We start from the raw sequence: 20,930 nt of genomic DNA on the forward strand, positions 1-20,930 counted from the left end.
CCGGTGGCCCCATCGGTGAGTCCGTCAGCGCAGCGCGCGGTTGACCGCCGAGATGATCGCCTTGAACGACGCCGTGGTGATTGACGGGTCGATCCCGACCCCCCACAGCACCTGGTCGCCGACCTCGCACTCCACGTATGCCGCAGCCGCGGCGTCCCCACCGGCCGAGAGGGCGTGCTCGTGGTAGTCCAGCACCCGCACGATGACGTCACGCCCGGCCAGCAGGTCGACGAACGCCGCCACCGGCCCGTTGCCGCGCCCGGTCAGTTCCACCTGCTCGGAGGCGTCGGTGAGGGTGACGGTCAGAGTGTCATCGGAGCCGTCACCCGCAGAGATCACCTGAGTGGCGCCGAGTTCGAACCGCCCCCACGGCCGCAGGTCACTACCCGGTGTGGCCGGCAGGTACTCATCGGAGAAGATCGCCCACAACGCGTCCGCGGTCATCTCCCCGCCCCCGGAATCGGTGTGCCGCTGCACGATGCGGGAGAACTCGATCTGCAACCGCCGTGGCAGGTCCAGACTGCGGGTGGAGGCCAGCAGATAGGACACCCCGCCCTTGCCGGACTGGGAGTTCACCCGGATGACGGCCTCGTAGTCCCGGCCCACATCGCGCGGGTCCACCGGCAGGTAGGGCAGGTCCCAGGGCACGTCCTCGCCGTGCTCGGCCACCTGTAGCGCCCGGTTCTGGAAGCCCTTCTTGATCGCGTCCTGGTGGGATCCGGAGAAGGCGGTGTAGACCAGGTCCCCGCCGTAGGGGTGGCGCGGGTGCACATCCATCTGGGTGCAGTGCTCCACAGTGCGGCGGATCGCGTCGATGTCGGAGAAGTCGATCAGCGGATCGATGCCCTGGCTGTACAGGTTCATGCCCAGGGTCACCAGGTCCACGTTCCCGGTGCGCTCACCCTGACCGAACAGGCACCCCTCGATCCGGTCCGCACCGGCCATCACCGCCAACTCGGCGGCGGCGACCGCGCTGCCCCGGTCGTTGTGCGGGTGCACGCTCAGCGACACGAACTCCCGGCGGGACAGGTTCGTGGACATCCACTCGATCTGGTCGGCGTAGACGTTCGGGGTGGCCCGCTCCACGGTGGCGGGCAGGTTCAGGATGATCTCGCGGCCCTCGCCGGGGGACCACACGTCCATGACCGCCTCGCACACCTCCAGGGCGTACTCCAACTCGGTGTCGGAGAAGATCTCCGGGGAGTACTGGTACCCGAACTCGGTATCGGGGTCCAGCAACTTCTCGGCGTGGTCCATCACATGCTGGGTTCCAGCGGTGGCCAGCAGTTTCGTGCCGTCCTTGTCGTTGCGGAACACCACCTCCCGGAACACCGGCGCGGTGGCGTTGTACATGTGCACGTTCGCCCGGTGCGCCCCGATCAGTGAGCGCACGGTGCGCTCGATCAGGTCCTCGCGCGCCTGGGTCAGCACCGAGATCGTCACGTCCTCCGGGATCGCGTCATCGGCGATGATGGAACGGACGAAGTCGAAGTCGGCCTTGCTGGCAGCGGGGAACCCGACCTCGATCTCCTTGTACCCCATCCGTACGAGCAGGTCGAACATGGTCCGTTTGCGCTGCGGATCCATGGGTTCGATCAGGGCCTGGTTCCCGTCGCGCAGGTCGGTGGAGAGCCACCGCGGTGCCTGCTGGATCCGCCGTGAGGGCCACTGCCGGTTCGGCAGATCCACCGCCATCGTGTCCAGGAACGGCCGGTACTTGCCCACCGGCATGCCGTGAATAGTGCGAGTGCTCATCGTTGTGTTGCGTCCTTCCCAGTCCTTGTCCTTCTAGCCGGGGTCGCTAGCGCCCGCGACGAGGATCCGGCCGGGTCAGGCCTCGTCGCGGCGAGGAAGGAGCAGGAGGTGATTCACGATGCCCACTGTAGCGCAGCCGGCCGGTCCCGTCGTCGCGGTGACTCCGGTCGACGATGGCGGCCGGTCAGGAGACATCCTCGGGCAGCATGACCAGGATCTCGGTGCTGCCCATCCGTACCGTGGAGCCGACCCGTACCGCTGTCTCCCGCCACGGCTCAAGTTCCACCCGGGTGCCGTCCGGGCCCACCAGTACGGTGCCATTGGTCGAGGCCCGGTCGGTGACGGAGACGCGGCCGCCGCTGATCCGCATCTGCACATGGGTCTTGGAGACCGACTGGTCCGCCACCCGCAGCAGCGCCTCCACCTGCTCGCCCTCCCGGGCCCGCGGATCACGACCGATCAGGGCGGTTGCCTCACCGGGCAGGTGCCGCCCGTCCGGGAGCACCACGGCCACACCACCGGGTTCGCGGGTGCGTGACTCCGAGGGGACCGGGCCCAGCCGGGCAGCCAGGCGGGTCCGCTCCAACTCCTCCCCGTCGCCGGCAGGGGCTTCCGGGGCGTACCCCGTCCCCTGGGCGGCACCCGTCACCCCGGCCGGACGTTGCGGTGGCGCAGCAGGGCGGGCCGGCGGCGCCGGTGGGCCGGGCTCCTGGGCCCAGCCCGAAGGGGGCGCCGGCTGTCCGGGCCCGGCCGGTGCGCCCGGCCCGTCCTGCGCAGCGGGGGGCACCTGCTGCGCCGGCGGGCCGGGGTGGTGTGCGCTGGGCAAAGGCGTCTGGCCCGGCGGACCGAACGTGACAGCGTGGCCCGGCTGCGGGGCGCCGGTACCGTCCGCGGACACCTGCGGCTGTCCCGGGTACGCAGCGTGCGTGCGGTCCTGGCCCTGTGCGCGAGCCCGGGCCTCGGCCGAGGGACGACGCCGCAGCGCCACCAGCATCGCCACGAGGCCGGCCAGCACAGCCAGGCTGCCGACGACCAGTACCGCTGCCAGCGCAAGGTAGGCACCCGGGTGCCCGGACCGGGCGCCGGTCTCCGGTGCCGCGGAGGCCAGCGTCCAAGCGGCGCCGGCGAGTAGCCCGAGGGCCACGGCAATCCGCACGACCATCGCGGTGGTGAAGACATCCCGCACCGAGGGTGTGGTGACGTGCCCACTGGCGCCGGTGCCGCGTACGTAGGCAGCGTGCCACCGGCCGGCCGCAGCGATGGCCCGCCACCCGCTGCGTTCCAGCCACAGCCCCCACAACACCCATGCCAGCAGCGCCACCGAGGCGGTGGCGACCAGGAGCCAGAAGAGCACCCCCTGCGCCATTCCGGAGGTCGCCAGTACCAGCGTGCTCGCACCGGCCATGCCGAGCAACAGCACGAACAGCCCGTGGATGTTGCGCGGCCACCCGGCCACGTCCTCGATCAGCGCGTGCAGCGCTTGAGCGCGCACCTGCGGCAGGTGCCACGCCCCGGGTCGTGACGGGGCGTCCGGGGGCAGGTAGACCGCTGACCGCACACTCGGGGACCATGGCGAGGGCGCGGGCTCGGGCGCCTGCCCACCCGGGCCAGGTGGCCCGGGTGCCTGCGGTCCGGGCCGGGCCGGCACGGCCCGGCCAGATAGGGGCTGGCTCATGACGGCGGTCTCAGTGGTGTCGCTCGTGCGCGGACCGGGCGGCCAGCCGCTCGCGGGTGGCCCACAACCCGGCCGAGGGGGTGGAGATGTAGAAGACGCGTTCGCCGTCATCCATGGTGTTCCAGCCGTCGGTCACGATCTCGGGATCGTAACGGCGAAGCGCCTCGCCGGGGTCCATGTACCGGTAGCCGACGGACTCGATCTCGGCCCGGGTCAGCCCGCCGGGGGCGTAGGTGATGGTGAATCGGCCCTCGGGTGAGCCGTGCACGAGGTGGGCGGTGCCGTGCGGAATGTCCTGCATGTCCGCCTCCACCGCGTAGTGGGCCAACACTTCCTCCTTACTCAGGTATCCGTACTTGCGGATCAGCGCATCGACCTCGGGTTGCTCGCCGAACCGCTCGACACCGGGGGCGATGACCACGAGTTCACCGCCGTCGGCCATCGCCATCCGGGTGCGGTACACAGCCTTGTTCGCCACCCAGGTGGCCCGGAACTCATCGGCCTGCATCACCGCGACGATCTTGTCCACCGGCTCATCGAACGGAATGATGTTCTGCTCGGTGCTCGCGCGGGCAGCGGCCAGGTAGGTCTCCAACCCGTCCCCCACGTACACGCCGGTGTGGCGCAGGGTGGAGTCGGAGTCGTAGTCCATCACCACCTGCAGATAGACGTCGGGCAGGTGGGACAGGAAGTGCTCCTCGGCGTAGTTGAACGCCTGGCGCACCGGAGTGAGCAGATTGCCCAGGTTGTTCTCGATGCCGTAGACGGCCGAGGCCATGTGGGAGGCACCCAGCAGCCGCTTCCCGCCGAGGCCGATGAAGTAGTTCTTGTTGTGGTTGGCGAACCCGAGCACCTCGTGCGGCACCACGTGTCCGACGTTGATGATCAGGTCCCAGTCCCCGGTGACGGTCATGGTGTTGACGTCGATCGGGATCTCCCAGTCCACCGCCCCCCCGGTGAACTCGGCCACCTTCTCGGCCGGCACGGTGCCGAGGTGGGTGACCCCGTCCTTCCAGTCGTGCACGTGGATGCGCTCATGCGGCACGGAGCCGAACATGAAGGTGTTGTCCGCCGGGGTGTGTGGCACGTGCTGTCCCAGGGTGGGGATCAGGTGCACGTCCGCCCCGGCGTCGGTGAGCAGGTGATAGAGGTGCTCGGTGATCCAGCCAACGCCGGAGTGTGCCCGGGTGATGTCGGGCGGGAGCAGCAGCACCCGGCGCAGGTCCGCGATCCCCAGCCGGCTGCGAGCCTGGTCGATCAGTTCGACGCACAGGTCCTTGATGGTCTGCTCGCTGACCCAACGTTCCTCGTGATGGAACCACATGGACCCAGCCTATCGCCGCGGGTACCTCAGCGGCGAAGCGATCGCGGGGAGAAGTGGGAACGGAACCTGGCTCGCCGCCCCACGCTCCCGCGCAGCCGGGATCGGGCGGCCCGCACCTCGACCCAGAACGTGGCCGCCTCCTCCTCATCGGGCAGGCGCGGACCGAAGACACCCGCGTCGGCGGCGATGGCCAGCCCCGAGGTGCCCGCACCCTCGAAACGGGCGTCCAGCGCGGCAGCGGCCTCCCGGCGGGTGAGCCCGTCGGCGCGCCCGGATCCGAGGTCGATCGCCTGATCCTCCAGCTCGGTCCACCCCCCGGCGATCCGCCGGTCCGGTGTCCCGACGGTGCGCCGGCGACGTCGCCGTCGGGCCTTGACCGCAGCGATGACCAGGAACGGACTGAGCAGCAGCACCAGGGGGATCGCCGCAACGGCGGCGATCAGCGCCCAGGTTCGCTGCTCCTGCTCATCCTCGGTGGTCTCGTCCTGGACCTCGGCGTCGTCGCGGTCCTCCGGTGGCACGTCCGGGGGTTCCTGCGGGGGATCCGGCGGCTGCAGCACCTGGGGCTGGGGGTGGTCCAGGGGGTCGGGGTCCTCGGCCTGGGGCACCTGGTCCTCATCCGGCGTCGGGTAGAAGGGCAACCAGCCGTGCCCCTCGAAGGGCACCTCGACCCAGGCGGTGACATCCTCCCCCCGGACCTGCACCGTGCCGCCGGCGGGATCCACCTCGAATCCGATGACGACCCTGGCGGGGTAGCCCAAGGCCCGCACCATCAGGGCCATCGCGGCGGCGTACTGCTCGTGGTCGCCCACCATCTGCTCGGCCTCGAGCATGTCCAGCATCCGTCCGGCCCCGTGGCCGGGCCGGGAGGGCACCTCGTTGACCAGGCCGTGGGAGAAGAAGCCCTGGGTGGACAGCGTCGAGGCGATCGCCTCGATCCGCGGGTAGTCCCCGGTGTACCCGTCGGCGAACTGGGTGGCCAGTGAGGAGACCACGTCGGGCACCTGACGGGGCTCGGGCAGTGCGAGGCTCTCGGCCACCAGCCGCGTGGTCTCCAGGTCCTGGACGGGCTCGGGCTGATGGGCCGTCAACTGGTAGGAGTCCCCCTCCCGCAGTCCCGCCGTGGTCAGGCCCGTGTGGGTGGCGGTGTTGTAGTAGAAGCCCTCGGTCTGATCGCCCGCGCGGGGCCCGGTGAACGTGACGTCGATGCTCATCCCGATATTGGGGACCCACACCCCACCGAGGGCGTCGACATCCACCTGGATCCGGGCGGGGTCCTCGGGGACCTCCACAGTGATCCGGTCCCCGGTCCGGGTGAAGGACCCGGTAGCCGGGGTCTGCCCGGGCGTGACGTCCCAGACCATCCCGTCGTAGGAGTCCATGGTGGCCAGCCGCAGGGCCGGCGTGCCGGCCGGCACACCGGTGGCCCGCAGCAGGATCTCCTCGCCCAGGTCATCCACGAAGTAGCGGAAGGCGGCCAGGGGGCTGGTGTAGTCGTGCGGGTCCGGCGGTGGCTCGACGTAGTCGCGCAACACCATTCGGGGCTGGCTGGGGGTCAGCACCAGGGAGGCACCGGTGCCGGCCACCGCCGCCATCCCGAGCACCACCGAGACCGCCAGCACGCGATTCATTTCCAATCGTCCGGCGCGTTGGGCCACCCAGGTCAGGCTGATCAGCACCCCGGCCACCCCGAGCACCCCGGGCAGCACCGAGAGCCGGGTGCCGAACAGGATCGAGGCCACCAGAACCGCACCCGGCAGGATCAGGGACAGGGAGTAGTGCCGGGCCCGTAGCGCGATCGTCACGGCGACCAGGGACCCCACGAACGCCAGCAGGTAAGGCAGCAGCAGCAGCGCTCCGGTGCTGCCCAGCGGCGGGGCGATGGTCAGGACCTGTTTCCATACGGTCACCACGCCCCGGCCCATGAGTTGCCAGGTAGTGGGAGTGGGGATGACCCCGCCGATCGCACTGGCGGGGGCGACCAGGCCGCCGAAGGCGAAGAACGTCGGCAGCGCCACCGCGAGCACGGTCAGGGTGTGCCAGCGCACCATCGCCCCGAGCACCGCGATCGTGGTGCCGAGCACCAGGGCGACGCCGGCGACGAGGAAGAGCCGCGCCGACAGGTACACCGGTTCCAGGGGGGCCATCGCCATCGCGATCAGCAGCACCGGCACCACGATCGCCAGGACACGCTCGGTGGTGAACCAGCCGGCTCCGGGCCACCAGCACCCGCGGCCGGCGCGGTCGCGCCGGGTCCCGCCGCCCGCCGGGCCCGAAGCGGGGACCGGTGAACCCTCCGGCGGCCTCGCTGCCGGTGCCGGGGCGCTCACACGCGCTCCAGCTTCCGGAACCCCCGGGGCAGGTCCTCCAGGGAGCCCAGGGTCAGCGTGGTCACCTGTCCGAGCCGGTGCACGGTCGATTCGGCCCCGATCCGCGCCTGGATCGCCAAGGACCGCACGCCCAGGGGCAGTACAGCACCGGCGGCGCGGATCTCCCGCGGCCCCACCTCGGAGCCGCACAGCAGCACCACCACCGTGGCGCGCTGGACGTCCCGGGTGACGGCACGAGCCAGGTCCACCAGCGTGCTGGGGCTGTGGACCGCCTCCAGCCGGGTCAGGTCATCGAGGAGCCTGCGTGTGGTGGTGCTCGAGATCACCTCGTGGCTGGCCATCGCGGTCAGGTCCTTCGAGGCGTGGATGGCCTCCAGACCCAGGGAACCGAGTGCGGAGATGACCAGTTCGAATTCCTCCGGGTCACCGTAGTCACGTTCCTGGGAACTCATCGCCACCACCATGTGGGAGCGCCGGGTCTCCTCGAACTGGCGCACCATCAAGGTGCCGGTTTTTGCCGAGGAACGCCAGTGCACGTATCGACGGTCATCCCCGGGTCCGTACTCGCGCAGCGCGTGGAAGGACAGGTCCGCGTTGGTGACGTCGCGGGTCTCCTGGCCCTCCAGGTCGTGCAGAAAGCCTGCGGCGGACGAGCCCATCCGGACCGTGCGGGGGTGGACGTAGAGTTCCTCCGGATCGGTCCACAGCACCGAGCGGCGCACCAGACCGAGCGGGTCACCGCGAACCGAGGAGACCGGACCCACGGTGATCACCCCGCGCCGGGCGGTGGGGATCACGAACAGTTCGTCGTGCTCCTCCGCCGGGGCCAGGGCCGGCAGAGCGAAACTGGCTCTGCTCCCGCCCACCGGCAGTTCGATGCGGGCCGGCAGCACGGGCCGGTCCCCGACGTTGCGCACATCGACCCCGCCCATGGCGCGCTCCCCCACCACCACCCGGCCTTCGCGCAGACGCAGGCCGATGGCGTAGGGGTGCCGGCCGATCGCGAAGATCGCGGCCACCATCACCGTCGCGGTGAAGCCCGCGCCCAGCACCACCAGTTCGACCCAGCCGAGCATCCGCCCGGCCACCAGGCCCACCGCCCCGAGGGTGAGCAGCACCCACGCCGCGCGGGAGATCCAACTCAGCGCCTGTGTGGTGCGACGCACCTGACCGACCAGTTGGGTGACCGTCCGGGTCACCGAACGGGTGGTCTCGGGTGTGGATGCCTGGGTGGTGCTCACGAGGAATCAGGAGGCTCGTTGCGCCGGAGGATTCACCTCGGTGAGGATCCGGGCGAGGGAACCGGCGGCGCTGGCGCCCTCGAACTCCGCCTCGGCGTCCAACACCATCCGGTGGGCCAGCACCGGTTCGGTGAGCTCCTTGATGTCATCGGGGATGACGTAGTGGCGGCCCTGCGAGGCAGCCCAGACCTTGGCGGTCCGCACCAGTGCCAAAGCGCCCCGGACACTGGAGCCCAGCGCGATCTCGGGAGCGGCGCGGGTGGCCTCGACGAGTTCGGTGACGTAGGTCAGCACCGCCGGGTCCACATAGACCGTGCCGGCCAGTTCGGCCATGTCCACTACGGCCGGGCCGGTGATCACCGGGGTCAGGGAGGCGGTTCGGTCCCGCACCGCCGACCCGGCCAGGATCCGGGTGGTGGCCTCGGCATCGGGGTAGCCCAGCGAGGTACGCATCAGGAAGCGGTCGAGCTGGGCCTCGGGCAGCCGGTAGGTGCCGGCCTGTTCGATCGGGTTCTGGGTTGCCAGCACGATGAACGGGCGGCCCACCTCGTGCGGGACACCGTCCACGGTGATCCGGCCCTCCTCCATCACCTCCAGTAACGCCGACTGGGTCTTGGGCGAGGCCCGGTTGATCTCATCGGCCAGCACCACCGAGGCGAAGATCGGGCCCTTGTGGAAGTCCCACTCCTTGGCCTCCTGGTCATAGATGGTCACACCGGTCACGTCGGAGGGCAGCAGGTCCGGGGTGAACTGGATCCGGGAGTGTGACGACTGCACGGTCGCCGCCAGTGACCGGGCCAGCGAGGTCTTCCCGGTGCCAGGGAAGTCCTCCAGCAGCAGGTGCCCGTTGGACAGCAGACACGTGAAGGCCAACCGGACCACGTGGTGCTTGCCCAGGATCGCCTCGGAGACGTTCTGCACCAGGCGCTCGAAGGTCTCGGCGAACCAGGTGGCGCGCTGCGGCGTCATCGTGGCGTGGTCAGTGACGGTCATGAGGTCCTCTGGTTAGCGGGGGTTGTGAAGGGTCGGGGAGTCACCAGTTGCGCGTCTCGATGACGGCGTTGCCCGGCGCACCAGAGATCGTGGGGCGCACCGTCGCGGTGCAGTTGGAGCCGTAGTGCGGTGGCCGGTATCCCTGGTGGGTGATGATGGCGCTGCCGTTGCCCCCCATGGACATCCGGTAGGGGCCGTTCCGCTGGGACGTGTCGAACGTGCCGCACTGGCTGCCCGAGGCCCGCACATTGACGTCATGGGTCCCCGCGGGCCAGTCCGACCAGTGCAGGCGGAACGTGTGGCAGTTCGTACCACGGTCGCAGGGCCGCGCGTCGCCCTTGGTGACCCATGCCCGGGGTACCGGTGGCGGTTCCGGTGGTGGCGGGCGGTCCGCGGCGCGCCGGGAGTCCGCCGCGACCGGCGAGGTCTGACCGTGGTTGTTCACCCAGCGGACCTCGATCCGGTGCGTCTCCTCCCAGTCCCCGCGCAGGGAGGTGCTGTCTGTGGGTGTGCCGCGCTGCCAGGAGGTCCAGCCGCTGCTTCCGCTGCGGGTGCGGTACTCCGAGCGCTCGATGCTCGCGCCGTTACCGGACGGGGAGCGCCAGGAGAAACTCACCCGCCGCTCATCGACGTCAGAACTCACCGATCCTGCCACCGGCGGCCCGTAGGGGGTGAAGGAGTTGGAGGAGGCACTCCACTGCCCGCAGTAGGTGTTGCAGGCACGCACCTGTGCGGTGTAGCTGCTGCCGTTGTTCAGGCCGCTGATCCGGCCGCCCGAGGGCAGGGCCTGCACGCTGCCGCCGTTGAGGCGGTACTCATAGCGGGAGATCGGTTGCCCGTTGTCGTTGGGGGCGGTGTAGGAGATGGTCGCCCGGCCGTTCTCCCCGTCCGCGGAGGCGCTGACCCCCTGCGTGCGGCCGGGTGCGCCGAAGGAGCGCACCGGGGTCGACTGCGGCGACGCCTCGGACTCCCCCGCACGGTTCTGCGCCACCACGGCGAAGGTGTAATCGTGGGCGTTCTCGACGTTCACGGTCCGCTGCCGGGTGCTGCCCCCGACGGTGATCACCGGCTGCGCCACACCGTCCTTGTACATGTACAGGTGGTAGGCGTCGATGGAGTCACCGTTGGTGTTCGGCTCGGTCCAGCTGACCTGCAGTTGCCCGCCGGCAGCGATGTCCACACGGGTGGCGCGCGGCGCGTCCGGCTGGAAGGGCGGTCCGGAGGGGATCTCCGCGGCCGACCAGGCGCTCCAGTCCCCCGGGTCAGGGGCCTCGTTCACCGCGCGCACCTGGAAGGTGTAGGCCTGACCGTTGGTCAGTCCGGTCCAGGTGTGGCCGGTGCCGGTCACGCTCACCTGATCGCTACCGCCCCCGCCGGGTGAGATCCGCACGTCGTAGTGCGTAATCGGGGTGCCTTCGTTGTTCGGCTGGTTCCAGTTCAACGTCAGCTCGGTGTCACCGAACTCCACGGTCGGCGCCCCGGGCGCATCGGGCTTGACGTCCGGGCGGGCGTCACCGGAAGCACCGCTGGCCGGGGACTCCCCGACCGCGTTGATGGCAGTCACGGTGAAGTTGTACACGGTGCCGTTCGTCAGCCCCGTGATGGTGCAGGTGGTCGACCCGCACATCTGGGAGACTCCGCCGCCCTCCACCCGGTACCCGGTGATCGGTGAGCCGTTGTCGGTCGGCGGGCTCCAGGAGAGTTGCGCCTGCTGGTTGCCCACCGACTCCACTCTGGGCGGCGCCGGGGCCTCCGGCGCCCCGATCACCGCAGCGCTCACCCGGGCCTGGACCTGGCGGTCCGGGTCGCCGGTCACATCCACGACGGTGTAGACGATGGAAAGCCGGCCCACGTAGTCGGACCCGGGGGTGAAGGTGACGTTGTCGCCACTGACGGACACGTCGGCCACACCGGCTTCGGTGGTGGCGAACAACAGCGTGCGCGCCTCCCCCGGGAACGGGTTGGAGTCGTTGGCGAGCACATCGACGGTCACGCTCTCGCCCTGGTGCACCTCTCCGGCGTCGTCGTCATTGGCTACGATCAGCGGCCGGTTGCTGGCGGTGGCGGTCAGGGTGATCTCGCCGGTCACCGAGGCGCCCTCGGGATCGGTGACCTCCAACTCCATGACCTCCTCGGTGCCGGGGGTGGTGTCGTTGCCGGCGGAGGCGGTCAGGATGTTCGCGTCGTCGATCGAGGCGTCGAACCCGGCCGGGACCGAGACGATCTCGTAGGTGAGCAGGTGCACCTCGCCGTCGGGGTCCTCCGCCAGGCGCTGCAGGTTCAGGCTGCCGGGGTCCCCGCCCGCTTCCAGTTCCAGGGAACCGGGACGCATCTGGGGCGCCACGTTCTCGACCGAGTGCACGGTGATGTCCAGGGTGATCACCGAACTGCGCAGCCCGTCCACGTTCAGGTCGAGGGCGTCGGTGACCTCGAAGGTGATCGTGGCCGGCCCGTGGTACCCCTCCGCGGAGGTGTAGGCCAGGGTCTGTTCATCGACCACCAGTTCGGAGCCGTCGGAGTTGGTGGCACGAACCAGGGAGAAGTCGGTCAACTGCACCGGGTCCCCGGACATCGAGGTCACATGATCATCCAGGGGGATCTCGATCCGGTCGCCGGAGTCGACCTCGATCGGCGGAGCATCGGAGCGCTTCACCGGGCCGGTGTCCTCCAGGCCCGGAACCTCCACGAACGCGTAGGAACTCAACTCGTCCTCGTCGGTGATCTGGTAGGTGATGACCTGGCGCTCCGGCGTCAGATCCACCTCCAACTCCCTTCCGTCGACGCTCAGCCGTGCGGTGGGGTTGCCCTCGGGAACCGACAACCTCAGGGCGTCGACGCTGCCGTCGGGGTCGTAGTCGTTCTCCAGCACCCCGACGGTGATGGTCTCCATGCCTGCGATCGCGTCTGCGGGAACCTGGTCATCCACCGCGACCGGTGGCTGCGGATCCGCGTCCGGGTCCACGGTGATCGACAGGGTGCCCACGTCCTCCCCGCCGTTGCGGTCGCTCACGAGATACTGGATCAGATAGGTGCCGGGCTCGCTCGGGGACGTGAACAGCACGGTGGCGTCCCGGATGCCGACGTCGGCCAGGCCCCCGTCGTCGGCGATCGAGGGGTCGCCGAAGACCAGCCGGTCCCCGTCCGGGTCGGTGTCATTGGCGAGCACGTCCACCTGGACCCCACGGTCCGGGCGCACCGTCACCTCGTCGGGCACGGCGATCGGGGGCCGGTTCCGGTCCGGGGGATTGATCACCCCGACCGTGATGCTGGCGGCGGCGACCGCGCCGAGACGGTCCTGGACGGTGTAGCGGAACTCATCGGTGCCACGGGAGTCGGTGTAGGGCTGATAGTCCAGGTACCCCGGACCCTGCTCCACGATGCGGCCCAATTGCGGGGAGGACTCCACACCGAGTACCCGAACCGAGTCACCGTCGGGATCGATGCCGTGGGTGTTGATCGGGATCCGCACCCGTTCACCGGCGAAGGCACGGGAGACCACGTCCTGCGGTACCGGCGGGGAGTTCGACTCGTCCCCACTGGCGACCACATTGACGGTGATCGGCGCCGAGTGGGACTGTCCGTTCTCGTCGGTGATGCGGTAGACCCCGGTCACGGTCTGCGGGGTGTCAGGGGCCATGTACCGGACCACGTCACCGGCCACGAACATCAGCCCGGCCTCCGGTTCCTCCACCAGGTCGGTGTCGAGGGAGAACTCCAGCCCGTTGGGGTGGGAGTCGTTGGCCAGCACCGGGATGGTGACGTAGTCCCCCACCCGGACCCGGGCCGAATCGCGCACCGCGATCGGGGGCCGGGCGGCCTCGGCGTGCACCAGGGGCAGCACCTGCACCTCACCGACGGCGCTCTGGTCCCCGTTGGAGACGGTGTAGGTCAGGGTGACCGGCTCGGTCAGGGTCTGGTTGGAAGAGATGCGCAGCAGCCGGTGGTCCACGATCGCCACGTGCAGCCCGAGTCCGGGCGGCACGTCGATCTGCTGCACCGCCAGCACCCCGCCGGCCGGGTCGGAGTCATTCTCCAGCACATCCACCAGCACCGAGCCACCCGGCGGCAGGAGTGCGGTGTCGGCCACCGCAACCGGCGGTGCCCCCTCGTCCTGGCCGACGACGCTGACGCGCACCAACCCGGTGGCCGAACTGCCGTCGTCATCGGCCACGATGTACGTCATGTAGTAGTCGTCGGCGATGTCGGACGTGAAGGTGAACGTGCCGGCATCGTTGTCGGTGACGATCTGTGCGTTCGGCACCTGCTCCACGTGCGACAGGCGCAGCGGGCGGCCGTTCGGGTCGATGTCATTGACCAGCGGCTCCACCGTGATCGTCTCCCCGACGAACGCCGTGGCGAAGTCGAACACAGCGGTCGGCGGGTAGGGCCCGTCCGGGAGCACCTCGATGTCGATGAGCACCTCACCGATATCGGTGCCGTCCCCCACGAGCACCACGATCTGCTTCAGGCCCACCTCGATGCCACGATCGGTGATGCTGACCAGCCCGTTCGGAGAGGTGATCACCTCCAGGCTCTCCGGCGCCTCGGCACCGATCACGTAGATCGGATCGCCGTCGGGGTCGCGCACATCGTTCATGATGTTGACCTCGACCGACTCGCCGGTGACCACTTCGGCGCCGATGTCGCGCAGCTGCTCGGGCGGCGAGTTCTGTCCCGGCGGCACCACGTCCAGGCTCACCTGAGCGCTATCGGTGCCACCACGGCCGTCATCGGCGGTGTACGAGAAGCGGTGCTGGCCGCTGGCTTCCTCGGCGACGTGGATCTGCAGGGCGCGTCCGCCCAGCACGTGCTCCACGGTACCGAAACTCTCCGGCACATCCTCGAATTCGGAGACGGTGAGCAAGTCGCCGTCGGGATCGGAGTCGTTGTCCAGAACCGGGAGCATCACGGTGCGCCCTGCGCGCACACCGAAGGAGTCCGGCTCGGCGTTCGGGTCGCGGTTCTCCGCCTCCCTGTCCAAGGGGACCTCGTCACGGATCTCCTGCAGGGACTCCTCTTCCTCCTCCTGCTGATCCTGGGGCGGGGTGATGTCCTCCCAGTTGTCCACCAGGATCAGGGTGTCCTCCAGCATCCAGGAGTCACCGTTGCGCATGTCGTTGAGCACCGCGAGCTGCCGGTTCACCCGGAACACCAGGTCCGCGCCGGCGCCGGCGGAGGGGATCGCCTGTTCGACCGGGTCGGCGCCGCGGCAGGTGCGCAGGTGCAGCGGCGCGGACCCGGTCCACGCCCCGTGCAGGCAGCCGCTCACCTGCACCGGTTGAACCGGCTCCCCCGGCGTCTCCACCTTCCACACCACGGGTTCGCCGCCACGCAGCGGGACCTCGATCAGGGCGTCGGTGGTGGCGATCGCCACCGAGTTCCCGCCTGGACTGGCCGCCTGCATCCGGGCCGACGCCAGATCCACGTCCAGCTCGGACAGGTCCAGGACGTTCTCCCGTGGCTGCACAAGTACAGCCTCGACCGGTGCGTCCGGGCCCTCCTGGCGCATACTGAGCACCACCGGGGTGATGCCCACGGCGGTCATCTGGGTCTGGACGCTCGCATCGAAGTAGGCCTCCTCGAGTTGGCTGATCTCGGGCTCCAGGGCCTCGAGATCCACCTCCTCACCTTCGCCGTCCTCCTGCTGTGCGTCCGCGTCGGCGTCCTCGCCGGCGGCATCGGTATCGTCGGGCTCGGAGTTCTGCGCACCGGTTCCGCCGGAGTCCGCGTCCGTCGCACCGTCGTCGGTCATCGACTCTGCCGCCGCGCTCCGCTCAGCCCGCAGTTCGGGGCTTACGGTGAGCAGTTCCCCGCTGAGGCCGTTCAGGCCGAAGGCGGTTCCGTCGTCGGCCACGACGTGGGCGGCCTGGGCTCCCAGGTCCGCCAGCGGCGGGGCGGTGCCCTCATCGAGCACGCCGAGTTCGTCCAGACCGAGCACGTGGTATTCACCGCTACGGGAGTTCAACACCCCCACGGTGCCCTCGCCCATGGCCACGTCGGCGTTCGCGGGCAGTTGTGTGGCCGGCCCGGAGGTCGCGACCTGGGCGGTGTCGACCCGCTGGATGGTGCCCGAGGCCAGGTCGCGCATGAACACCACGTCGTGACGCTGCAGCAGGTCGATGTTCTGGCTCGTCGCCGCCAGGGAGGCGTCGATCTGCTGGACCGGGTAGTTCAGCCGGCCCATGGCCAGTTCGGTGCTGTTGGAGACCCACACGCCGCCGTCGTTCAGTTCGACATCAGCGGTGGCCACGCCCTCATAGTTCAGGCTCAGGGCCACCACGGTACCGAGCACGAGGGACACCACGGTCGCACTTGCGATCCTGCGGCGGCGTATCGTCGTGCGTGCCCGCACTCCCAGACTCCTCCCCGGTTCCCCCGGCACAACTGACGGGGGCCACACCCCGTCCCGGTCCGAATCCTAACGGATGGACACGGGCGTGGACATGGGCTGTTCTACCCGCCCATCGGGGTGGGCGCGGGCTGCCCTAGCCGCCGCGACTCAGGAACCGGTCCGGGCCTCTTCCTCGGCCCGTTCCAGGCTGGCCCGCCGGTAGTTCTCCTCCAGCAGGTCCAGGTCGCCGGCCACCACCAGGCGCGAGGCCACGGCGTGCTCGACCAGTCTGGCCCGCCGGTTCACCGCCAGCTTCTGCTGACCACCGCGCAGGCCACGGACGCCGTGTCGGGACAGTTTGTCGCAGACGTTGTCCAGTTTGCGGTTGAACCGCGTGATGGTCCATCCCAGTTTCGCGGCGGCCTGGGCCGACGTGGGGATCGACGCGCTGGACCCTCGGCCGCGCAGCACCGCCTCGGCCAGGGACAGGATGAGCAACTTCTGCGACTCGGTCAGGGCGACCGGGCCGATTGTGGTCTCCCCCACCTGGGTACGTTCGGGAGAAGAGGACTCGAACGTGGGCGTCTCCCCCACGACGCCGACCTCATAGGTGGTGGGCCCGGCGGTGAACAGCACCGAGGTGCGGGCGAACACCAACGGCAGCCGGGCACCGGGAGCGAGCCAGGCCTGCATGTTGCCCTCGGAGTCGGAGACCGTGGCCGACAGGCGGGATCCGGTGTTGGTGAGCCACCACAGGTCGTCCTGGTAGGCGATCGTCAGGAACTGTCGGTGCAGGTAGGGGTTGTCATCGACAACCAGGTCCCCCTCGCGCCCGATCGTGAACGGTTTGGTTCGATCGGCATCGAACCATTCACCGCAGAACTCCACCTTCAACGTCATCTTCTACCCCCAACACCGACCATCCTAGGCGCACGCCTCGCTCCATTCCGACAGCCTAGAGCTCTCCACCGAAATTGCGGCGACTTCCACGCAGACCCGCTCCGGAACGTCGGTGAGGGTGATCTCGGTCTCGGTGATGCGTTCGGTCCCGGTATCGGCGCCGGCGACCTGGCGCCAGGCGTAGGCGAGGTCGGCATCGAACTCCGGGGCCCTCCAGGTGAAGGTGACCTCGTCCTCCCCCTCCACGCGTTGCCCGGTGAGCTGCTCGGGCGGTCCCGGACGGGAGGCGTCGGTGACCGGCGGATCGGGGGGTGCGGTAGTGGGGTCGGTGGGTGGTGGGGGATCGTCGGGAGCGTTGGCCGCGCCGTAGATGACCACCCCGCTGACCACCAGGATGACCAGGATCGAGGCCGCCAGCGTCAGCCAGCGCAGCCGGCGGCCCCGGCGCTCGTTGCCGCCGGCCTCCTGGTCGGGGCCGACGCCGGCGTGAGGGGGGCCGTCCCGGCCGGCTTGTGCGGGGGCACCGGCGGAGTCTGCGGCCGGAACGACGGCGGGGGTGCGCACGCGCGTTGCCTCGGTGTCTACGGCGTTCCCTCCGGTGCGCGGGGCGGCCGGGATCTCCACGACGGAGCGCACCCGGGTGCGCAGGTCCTCCCCGACGGTATCGGGCACCTGGATCCAGGAGGTATCGGGCAGGTCCAGGCTGGTCTGAGCCAGCTGGAGTTCCTGTTCGACCCGCTGGAGTGCGCGGGCGAACTCCGCGGCCGTGCCGAACCGTTGTTCCGGTGCCTTGGCCATGCCCCGCTGCAACACCTGCTCCAGGGAGTGCGGGACGTCATCTCGCAGCAGCGGCGGCAGCGGATCGCGCTCGATCCGCCCGATGATGTCCAGAGCGGAGTTCTTCCCCTCCCGGAGTTCGAAGGGGGATCGACCGGCGAGGAGGGTGTACACCGTCGCCGCCAGGGCGTAGATGTCCCCGGGAGTGCCGCGCTCGGCGTGCTCGTCGAAGAATTCCGGGGCCGACCACGGGATCGACATCCCCACCGCCTCGGACTCCTCGCTGGCGTGCTGGACGACGGATATGCCGAAGTCGGTCAGTGCCGGCCAGCCGTAGTCGGTGGTGAGCACGTTCGCCGGCTTGATATCGCGGTGCAGAATGCCGGCCCGGTGGGCGGTCTCCACCGCACCACCCAGGCGGACCCCGATCCGCAGGGCCTCGGCCACGCCCAGCGGCGCGGTGCGGTAGCGCACCGACAGGTTCGGCCGCGGGCAGTACTCCATCATCAGGTACGGGCGTCCGTCGTCGGCGGTGTCGGCGTGGTAGATCGTGACGATCGAGGGATGGGCGGACAGCTGGGCCATCACGTTGGCCTCGGCCACGAACTGTTCACGACTGGCCGCGTCGGTGGTCGGCGCGAGCAGCACCTTCACCGCGACGCTACGCCGCGGTAGCTGCTGGGTGTACAGGAAGACGTCGGCGAAACCACCCGAACCCAGGAGTCGTTCGTAAGTGAATCCGGGGATCTGCGGGGGTTGCGAGGGTGGACGGCTCGGAGCCACCTAGCGTGCACCACCCTGGTACGGGCCGTAAGGGTCCACGACGGGCCCCGCGCCGCCGGCGGATCCGTAGCGGTCCGGTGGTGGCGGCACCCCGGGTCCCTGCGGGGGTGGGCCGTACGGGCCCGGTTGGGACGAGGAACCGGGGGCCGGCGGTTGGCCATAGTGCCCGGGCTGGGCCTGCGCGCCGGTTGGCCCGTACGGATTCGGCTGGCCGTAGGGTGCGGGCCGGCCGTACGGAGCCGCCGGTGCGGCCGGGGTCTGCCCGGGTGCGGGTTCGCCGGTTCCGGCGCGGGGGGCGGGTTCGGATTCCCCGCCGCCGTCCTGGTCGTTGTGGACCTCAGCGGTGACGCCGTCCCCGAGGTCGATCACCGCTCCGGCACCCACCGGGATCGCCTCGGCGGGATGCAGGCGGCGGGCCTCGGCACCGGGCAGCGTGACGACCGTGCCGTTGGTCGAGCGCAGGTCGGTCACCACCACGTGGTCACCCTCGGGCTTCAGTTCGACGTGGGTGCGGGAGATGTCCTGCTGCGGGCTGGGCACGGCGACCAGGTGCGGTGCGACCGGCCCCTCGAACCGGGTGGCCTCCGGTGCCCGGCCGAGCAGTGCGGGCCGGTCAAGTTCGACCCGCTGTCCGGTGGAGATCACCAGTACCGGCACCACGCGCGCGGGTTGTGACCCGGCGCCGGCCAGGACCGTGTCCTCCCCGACCGCCTCCTGTCCGCCCGAGTTCAGGGCCTCCCGCAGATGCGCCACAAGGACGGTGTGGCCGTCGTGGTCACCGTCGTCCTCATTCGCCTGGCCGGCACCCTCTCCGGTGGCGTCCTCGCCGGCGACGTCCCCGGCGGCGACGTCATCGGAGTGATCTGACTCGTGCTCGCCGGTGCTGGAGCCACCGCCGACCGCGGGGGCGGGGAACACGGTCGCCTCTGAGAAGTGGTCGCTCCCGGCGGCGGATCCCGGGCGATCGGATTCCACCGGCTCGGCTGTGTCGTCTTCCTCGGCTTCGAGGACGGCGGCCTCAGTGTCGGCGTCGGCGTCGGCGTCGCTGTCGGCGGCACTGTCAGCATCGGCGCTCTCCGCCTCCGCCGAAGCCCCGCTGTTGGCGACCTCCGCCTCCGCCGAAGCCTCACCGTCCTCGCCCTCCGAGGTCTGGCCGGCCTTCATCGCCGGGACGTTCCAGGGCAGGGAGTCGATCAGACCACGGTCACCGCCTGCCTCCGATCCCGCGGTTTCTCCGTCGGACTCCGCCGCATCGTCAGGCTCATCCGGCGTCTCGGCCGCACCGGCGTCCTCAGCCTCAGCCGGGGTCTCGGGCTCTACCGCATCCTCGGGCTCGTCCGGGGTCAGGACCCCCTCTTCCGGCCCACCCTCCACCGGAGTGTGCTTCCGCGCGTCGGTGTCGACCTCACTGGCGGCAGCCGTCCCGGCGAGGGCGGAACGCTCCGCGTCCTCCGACCCGGACTGCACCGCTGCTGCCGCCACCACACCCGAACCCAACGGCCACTCCTGGCCACCGTCCTCGGGCCCGCTGACCCGCAGGCGCTGCGGGAGGGGACCCACGTGCTCGCGCCAGGTACTCATCCCCTCGGCCCGGATCTCGGTTCCGTCGCAATCGACACTGACCTGCCCCCGCACGAGGACCCTGACCTGGGTGCCCTCGGTCCGGACCAGCGCGAAGTCCGGGAGTGCGGAGAGACTTCCCCCAGCGATCGCCTCGAGCCACGCCGACAGCGGGCGCTCGGCCACCATCGCCTCCCAGAGGGACCGGGCGGTCACGGCAGCGAAGTCCGGGGCCAGCAGCGCCAGTCCCCCGGGCGCGACCAGGCCCGTCCAGGTCCCGCTGCGGTAGGAACTCATCATCACCTCATCAGCCTCTCTCATCGGATCGCACCGGCTCGTGGAAGTGTGTCATCAAGCTCCGCGCCGGCATCAGCTGAAGATGCGCGCCGTCCACCACACCGGGGTGCAGTGGACTGCGCGGCGCCGTTGGCGAGCAGATCCACCACCACCGCCGACACGTTGTCGCGTGCACCGGCTCTGGTGGCCCGCTCCACTAGGTCCCGGCAGGCCTGCTCGGCATCGCCCGGAGCGGCCAGGGAGGCGGTCACCTCATCAGGTGTGAGTTCCTCGGTGAGGCCGTCGCTGCACAGGAGGAGCCGTTGCGGTCCTCCGGCGTGCAGCATCCAGAAGTCGACGTCGACATCGTGGCTACTGTCCACCGCTCGAGTGATCACGTTGCGTTGCGGATGCTCGCGCGCCTGACCGGCGGTGATGGCGCCGGCGTCGAGCAATTCCTGCACCACCGAGTGATCCACGCTGACCTGGACGAGCCCGTCCTCGTCGTAGCGGTAGATGCGCGAGTCCCCCACGTTGAATGCCAGCCAGTACGGCACCCCCTGCTGGGTGGTCAGGACCAGACCGGCCGCGGTGGACCCGGCCAGCGGGGGCTCCCCCGACCCAGGATGATCGTGTCCCCCCGTCTCGCCGGTGGGCCGGGCTGGCGATTCGGGCCGGTCTCCCTGTGCAGCCCTCACCCCGGCGCGGATCAGATCCCGGGAGTGGTCGATCACCGCCAGGATCTGGGCCGGCTCGACCGGTGCGCCGGGCTCGAGTCCGGCGGCGAAGGCCTCGAACGCCTCCACCACGCACTGTGCCGCCAGGGCACCGTAGACGTGCCCGCCCATCCCGTCGGCCACCAGGAATACGGGCGGGGCGGCAAGGACGGCGTCCTCATTGACCCGGCGGCGTCCGCCGGCGTCGGTGACCGCACCCCAGACCGTGTGCACCACGCACCCCTTCTCCTGCCTCGATTGGGCCCGAT

Annotated in this window: 11 protein-coding genes; all 11 read right to left on the bottom strand. The window is 70.2% G+C overall.

Annotated elements, in window-relative coordinates:
• Positions 1–24 precede the first annotated feature (24 nt).
• The 11 genes from leuA to ACO0LV_RS02070 all read right to left on the bottom strand — a co-directional run bounded on the left by leuA (position 25) and on the right by ACO0LV_RS02070 (position 20,898).
• Positions 25–1,755, bottom strand: coding sequence for a 2-isopropylmalate synthase (leuA, locus tag ACO0LV_RS02020; protein ID WP_424786187.1), 1,731 nt, complete (start codon positions 1,753–1,755; stop codon positions 25–27).
• A 184-nt stretch (positions 1,756–1,939) separates the two neighbouring features.
• Positions 1,940–3,313, bottom strand: a complete 1,374-nt coding sequence (locus ACO0LV_RS02025; protein WP_424786188.1) for an FHA domain-containing protein — start codon at positions 3,311–3,313, stop codon at positions 1,940–1,942.
• 127 nt (positions 3,314–3,440) lie between these two features.
• Positions 3,441–4,754, bottom strand: a complete 1,314-nt coding sequence (locus ACO0LV_RS02030; protein WP_424786189.1) for a lactate racemase domain-containing protein — start codon at positions 4,752–4,754, stop codon at positions 3,441–3,443.
• A 26-nt stretch (positions 4,755–4,780) separates the two neighbouring features.
• Positions 4,781–7,084, bottom strand: a complete 2,304-nt coding sequence (locus tag ACO0LV_RS02035) for a DUF3488 and transglutaminase-like domain-containing protein (RefSeq protein WP_424786190.1) — start codon at positions 7,082–7,084, stop codon at positions 4,781–4,783.
• On the bottom strand, positions 7,081–8,325 hold the full coding sequence (locus ACO0LV_RS02040; protein WP_424786191.1) for a DUF58 domain-containing protein: 1,245 nt from the start codon (positions 8,323–8,325) through the stop codon (positions 7,081–7,083). The genes ACO0LV_RS02035 and ACO0LV_RS02040 overlap by 4 nt, the downstream gene beginning before the upstream one ends.
• A gap of 6 nt (positions 8,326–8,331) precedes the next feature.
• Positions 8,332–9,318: an AAA family ATPase gene (locus ACO0LV_RS02045; protein ID WP_424786192.1), complete on the bottom strand. Its 987-nt coding sequence runs from the start codon at positions 9,316–9,318 to the stop codon at positions 8,332–8,334.
• A 40-nt stretch (positions 9,319–9,358) separates the two neighbouring features.
• Positions 9,359–15,622, bottom strand: coding sequence for an Ig-like domain-containing protein (locus ACO0LV_RS02050; protein WP_424786193.1), 6,264 nt, complete (start codon positions 15,620–15,622; stop codon positions 9,359–9,361).
• A 195-nt stretch (positions 15,623–15,817) separates the two neighbouring features.
• A complete protein-coding gene (locus tag ACO0LV_RS02055; RefSeq protein WP_424786194.1) occupies positions 15,818–16,549 on the bottom strand; it encodes a hypothetical protein in 732 nt (243 codons plus the stop codon).
• 24 nt (positions 16,550–16,573) lie between these two features.
• Positions 16,574–18,109 (bottom strand): serine/threonine-protein kinase, encoded by a 1,536-nt coding sequence (locus ACO0LV_RS02060; RefSeq protein WP_424786195.1) that lies wholly within the window; start codon positions 18,107–18,109, stop codon positions 16,574–16,576.
• Complete coding sequence (locus ACO0LV_RS02065; protein ID WP_424786196.1) at positions 18,110–19,990, bottom strand: FHA domain-containing protein; 1,881 nt, start codon at positions 19,988–19,990, stop codon at positions 18,110–18,112.
• A complete protein-coding gene (locus tag ACO0LV_RS02070; RefSeq protein ID WP_424786197.1) occupies positions 19,987–20,898 on the bottom strand; it encodes a PP2C family protein-serine/threonine phosphatase in 912 nt (303 codons plus the stop codon). Before ACO0LV_RS02070 ends, ACO0LV_RS02065 begins: the two co-directional genes overlap by 4 nt.
• Positions 20,899–20,930: the final 32 nt, after the last annotated feature.

The organism is Pseudactinotalea sp. Z1739 (assembly GCF_049725055.1).
Taxonomy (GTDB): domain Bacteria; phylum Actinomycetota; class Actinomycetes; order Actinomycetales; family Beutenbergiaceae; genus CALKWS01.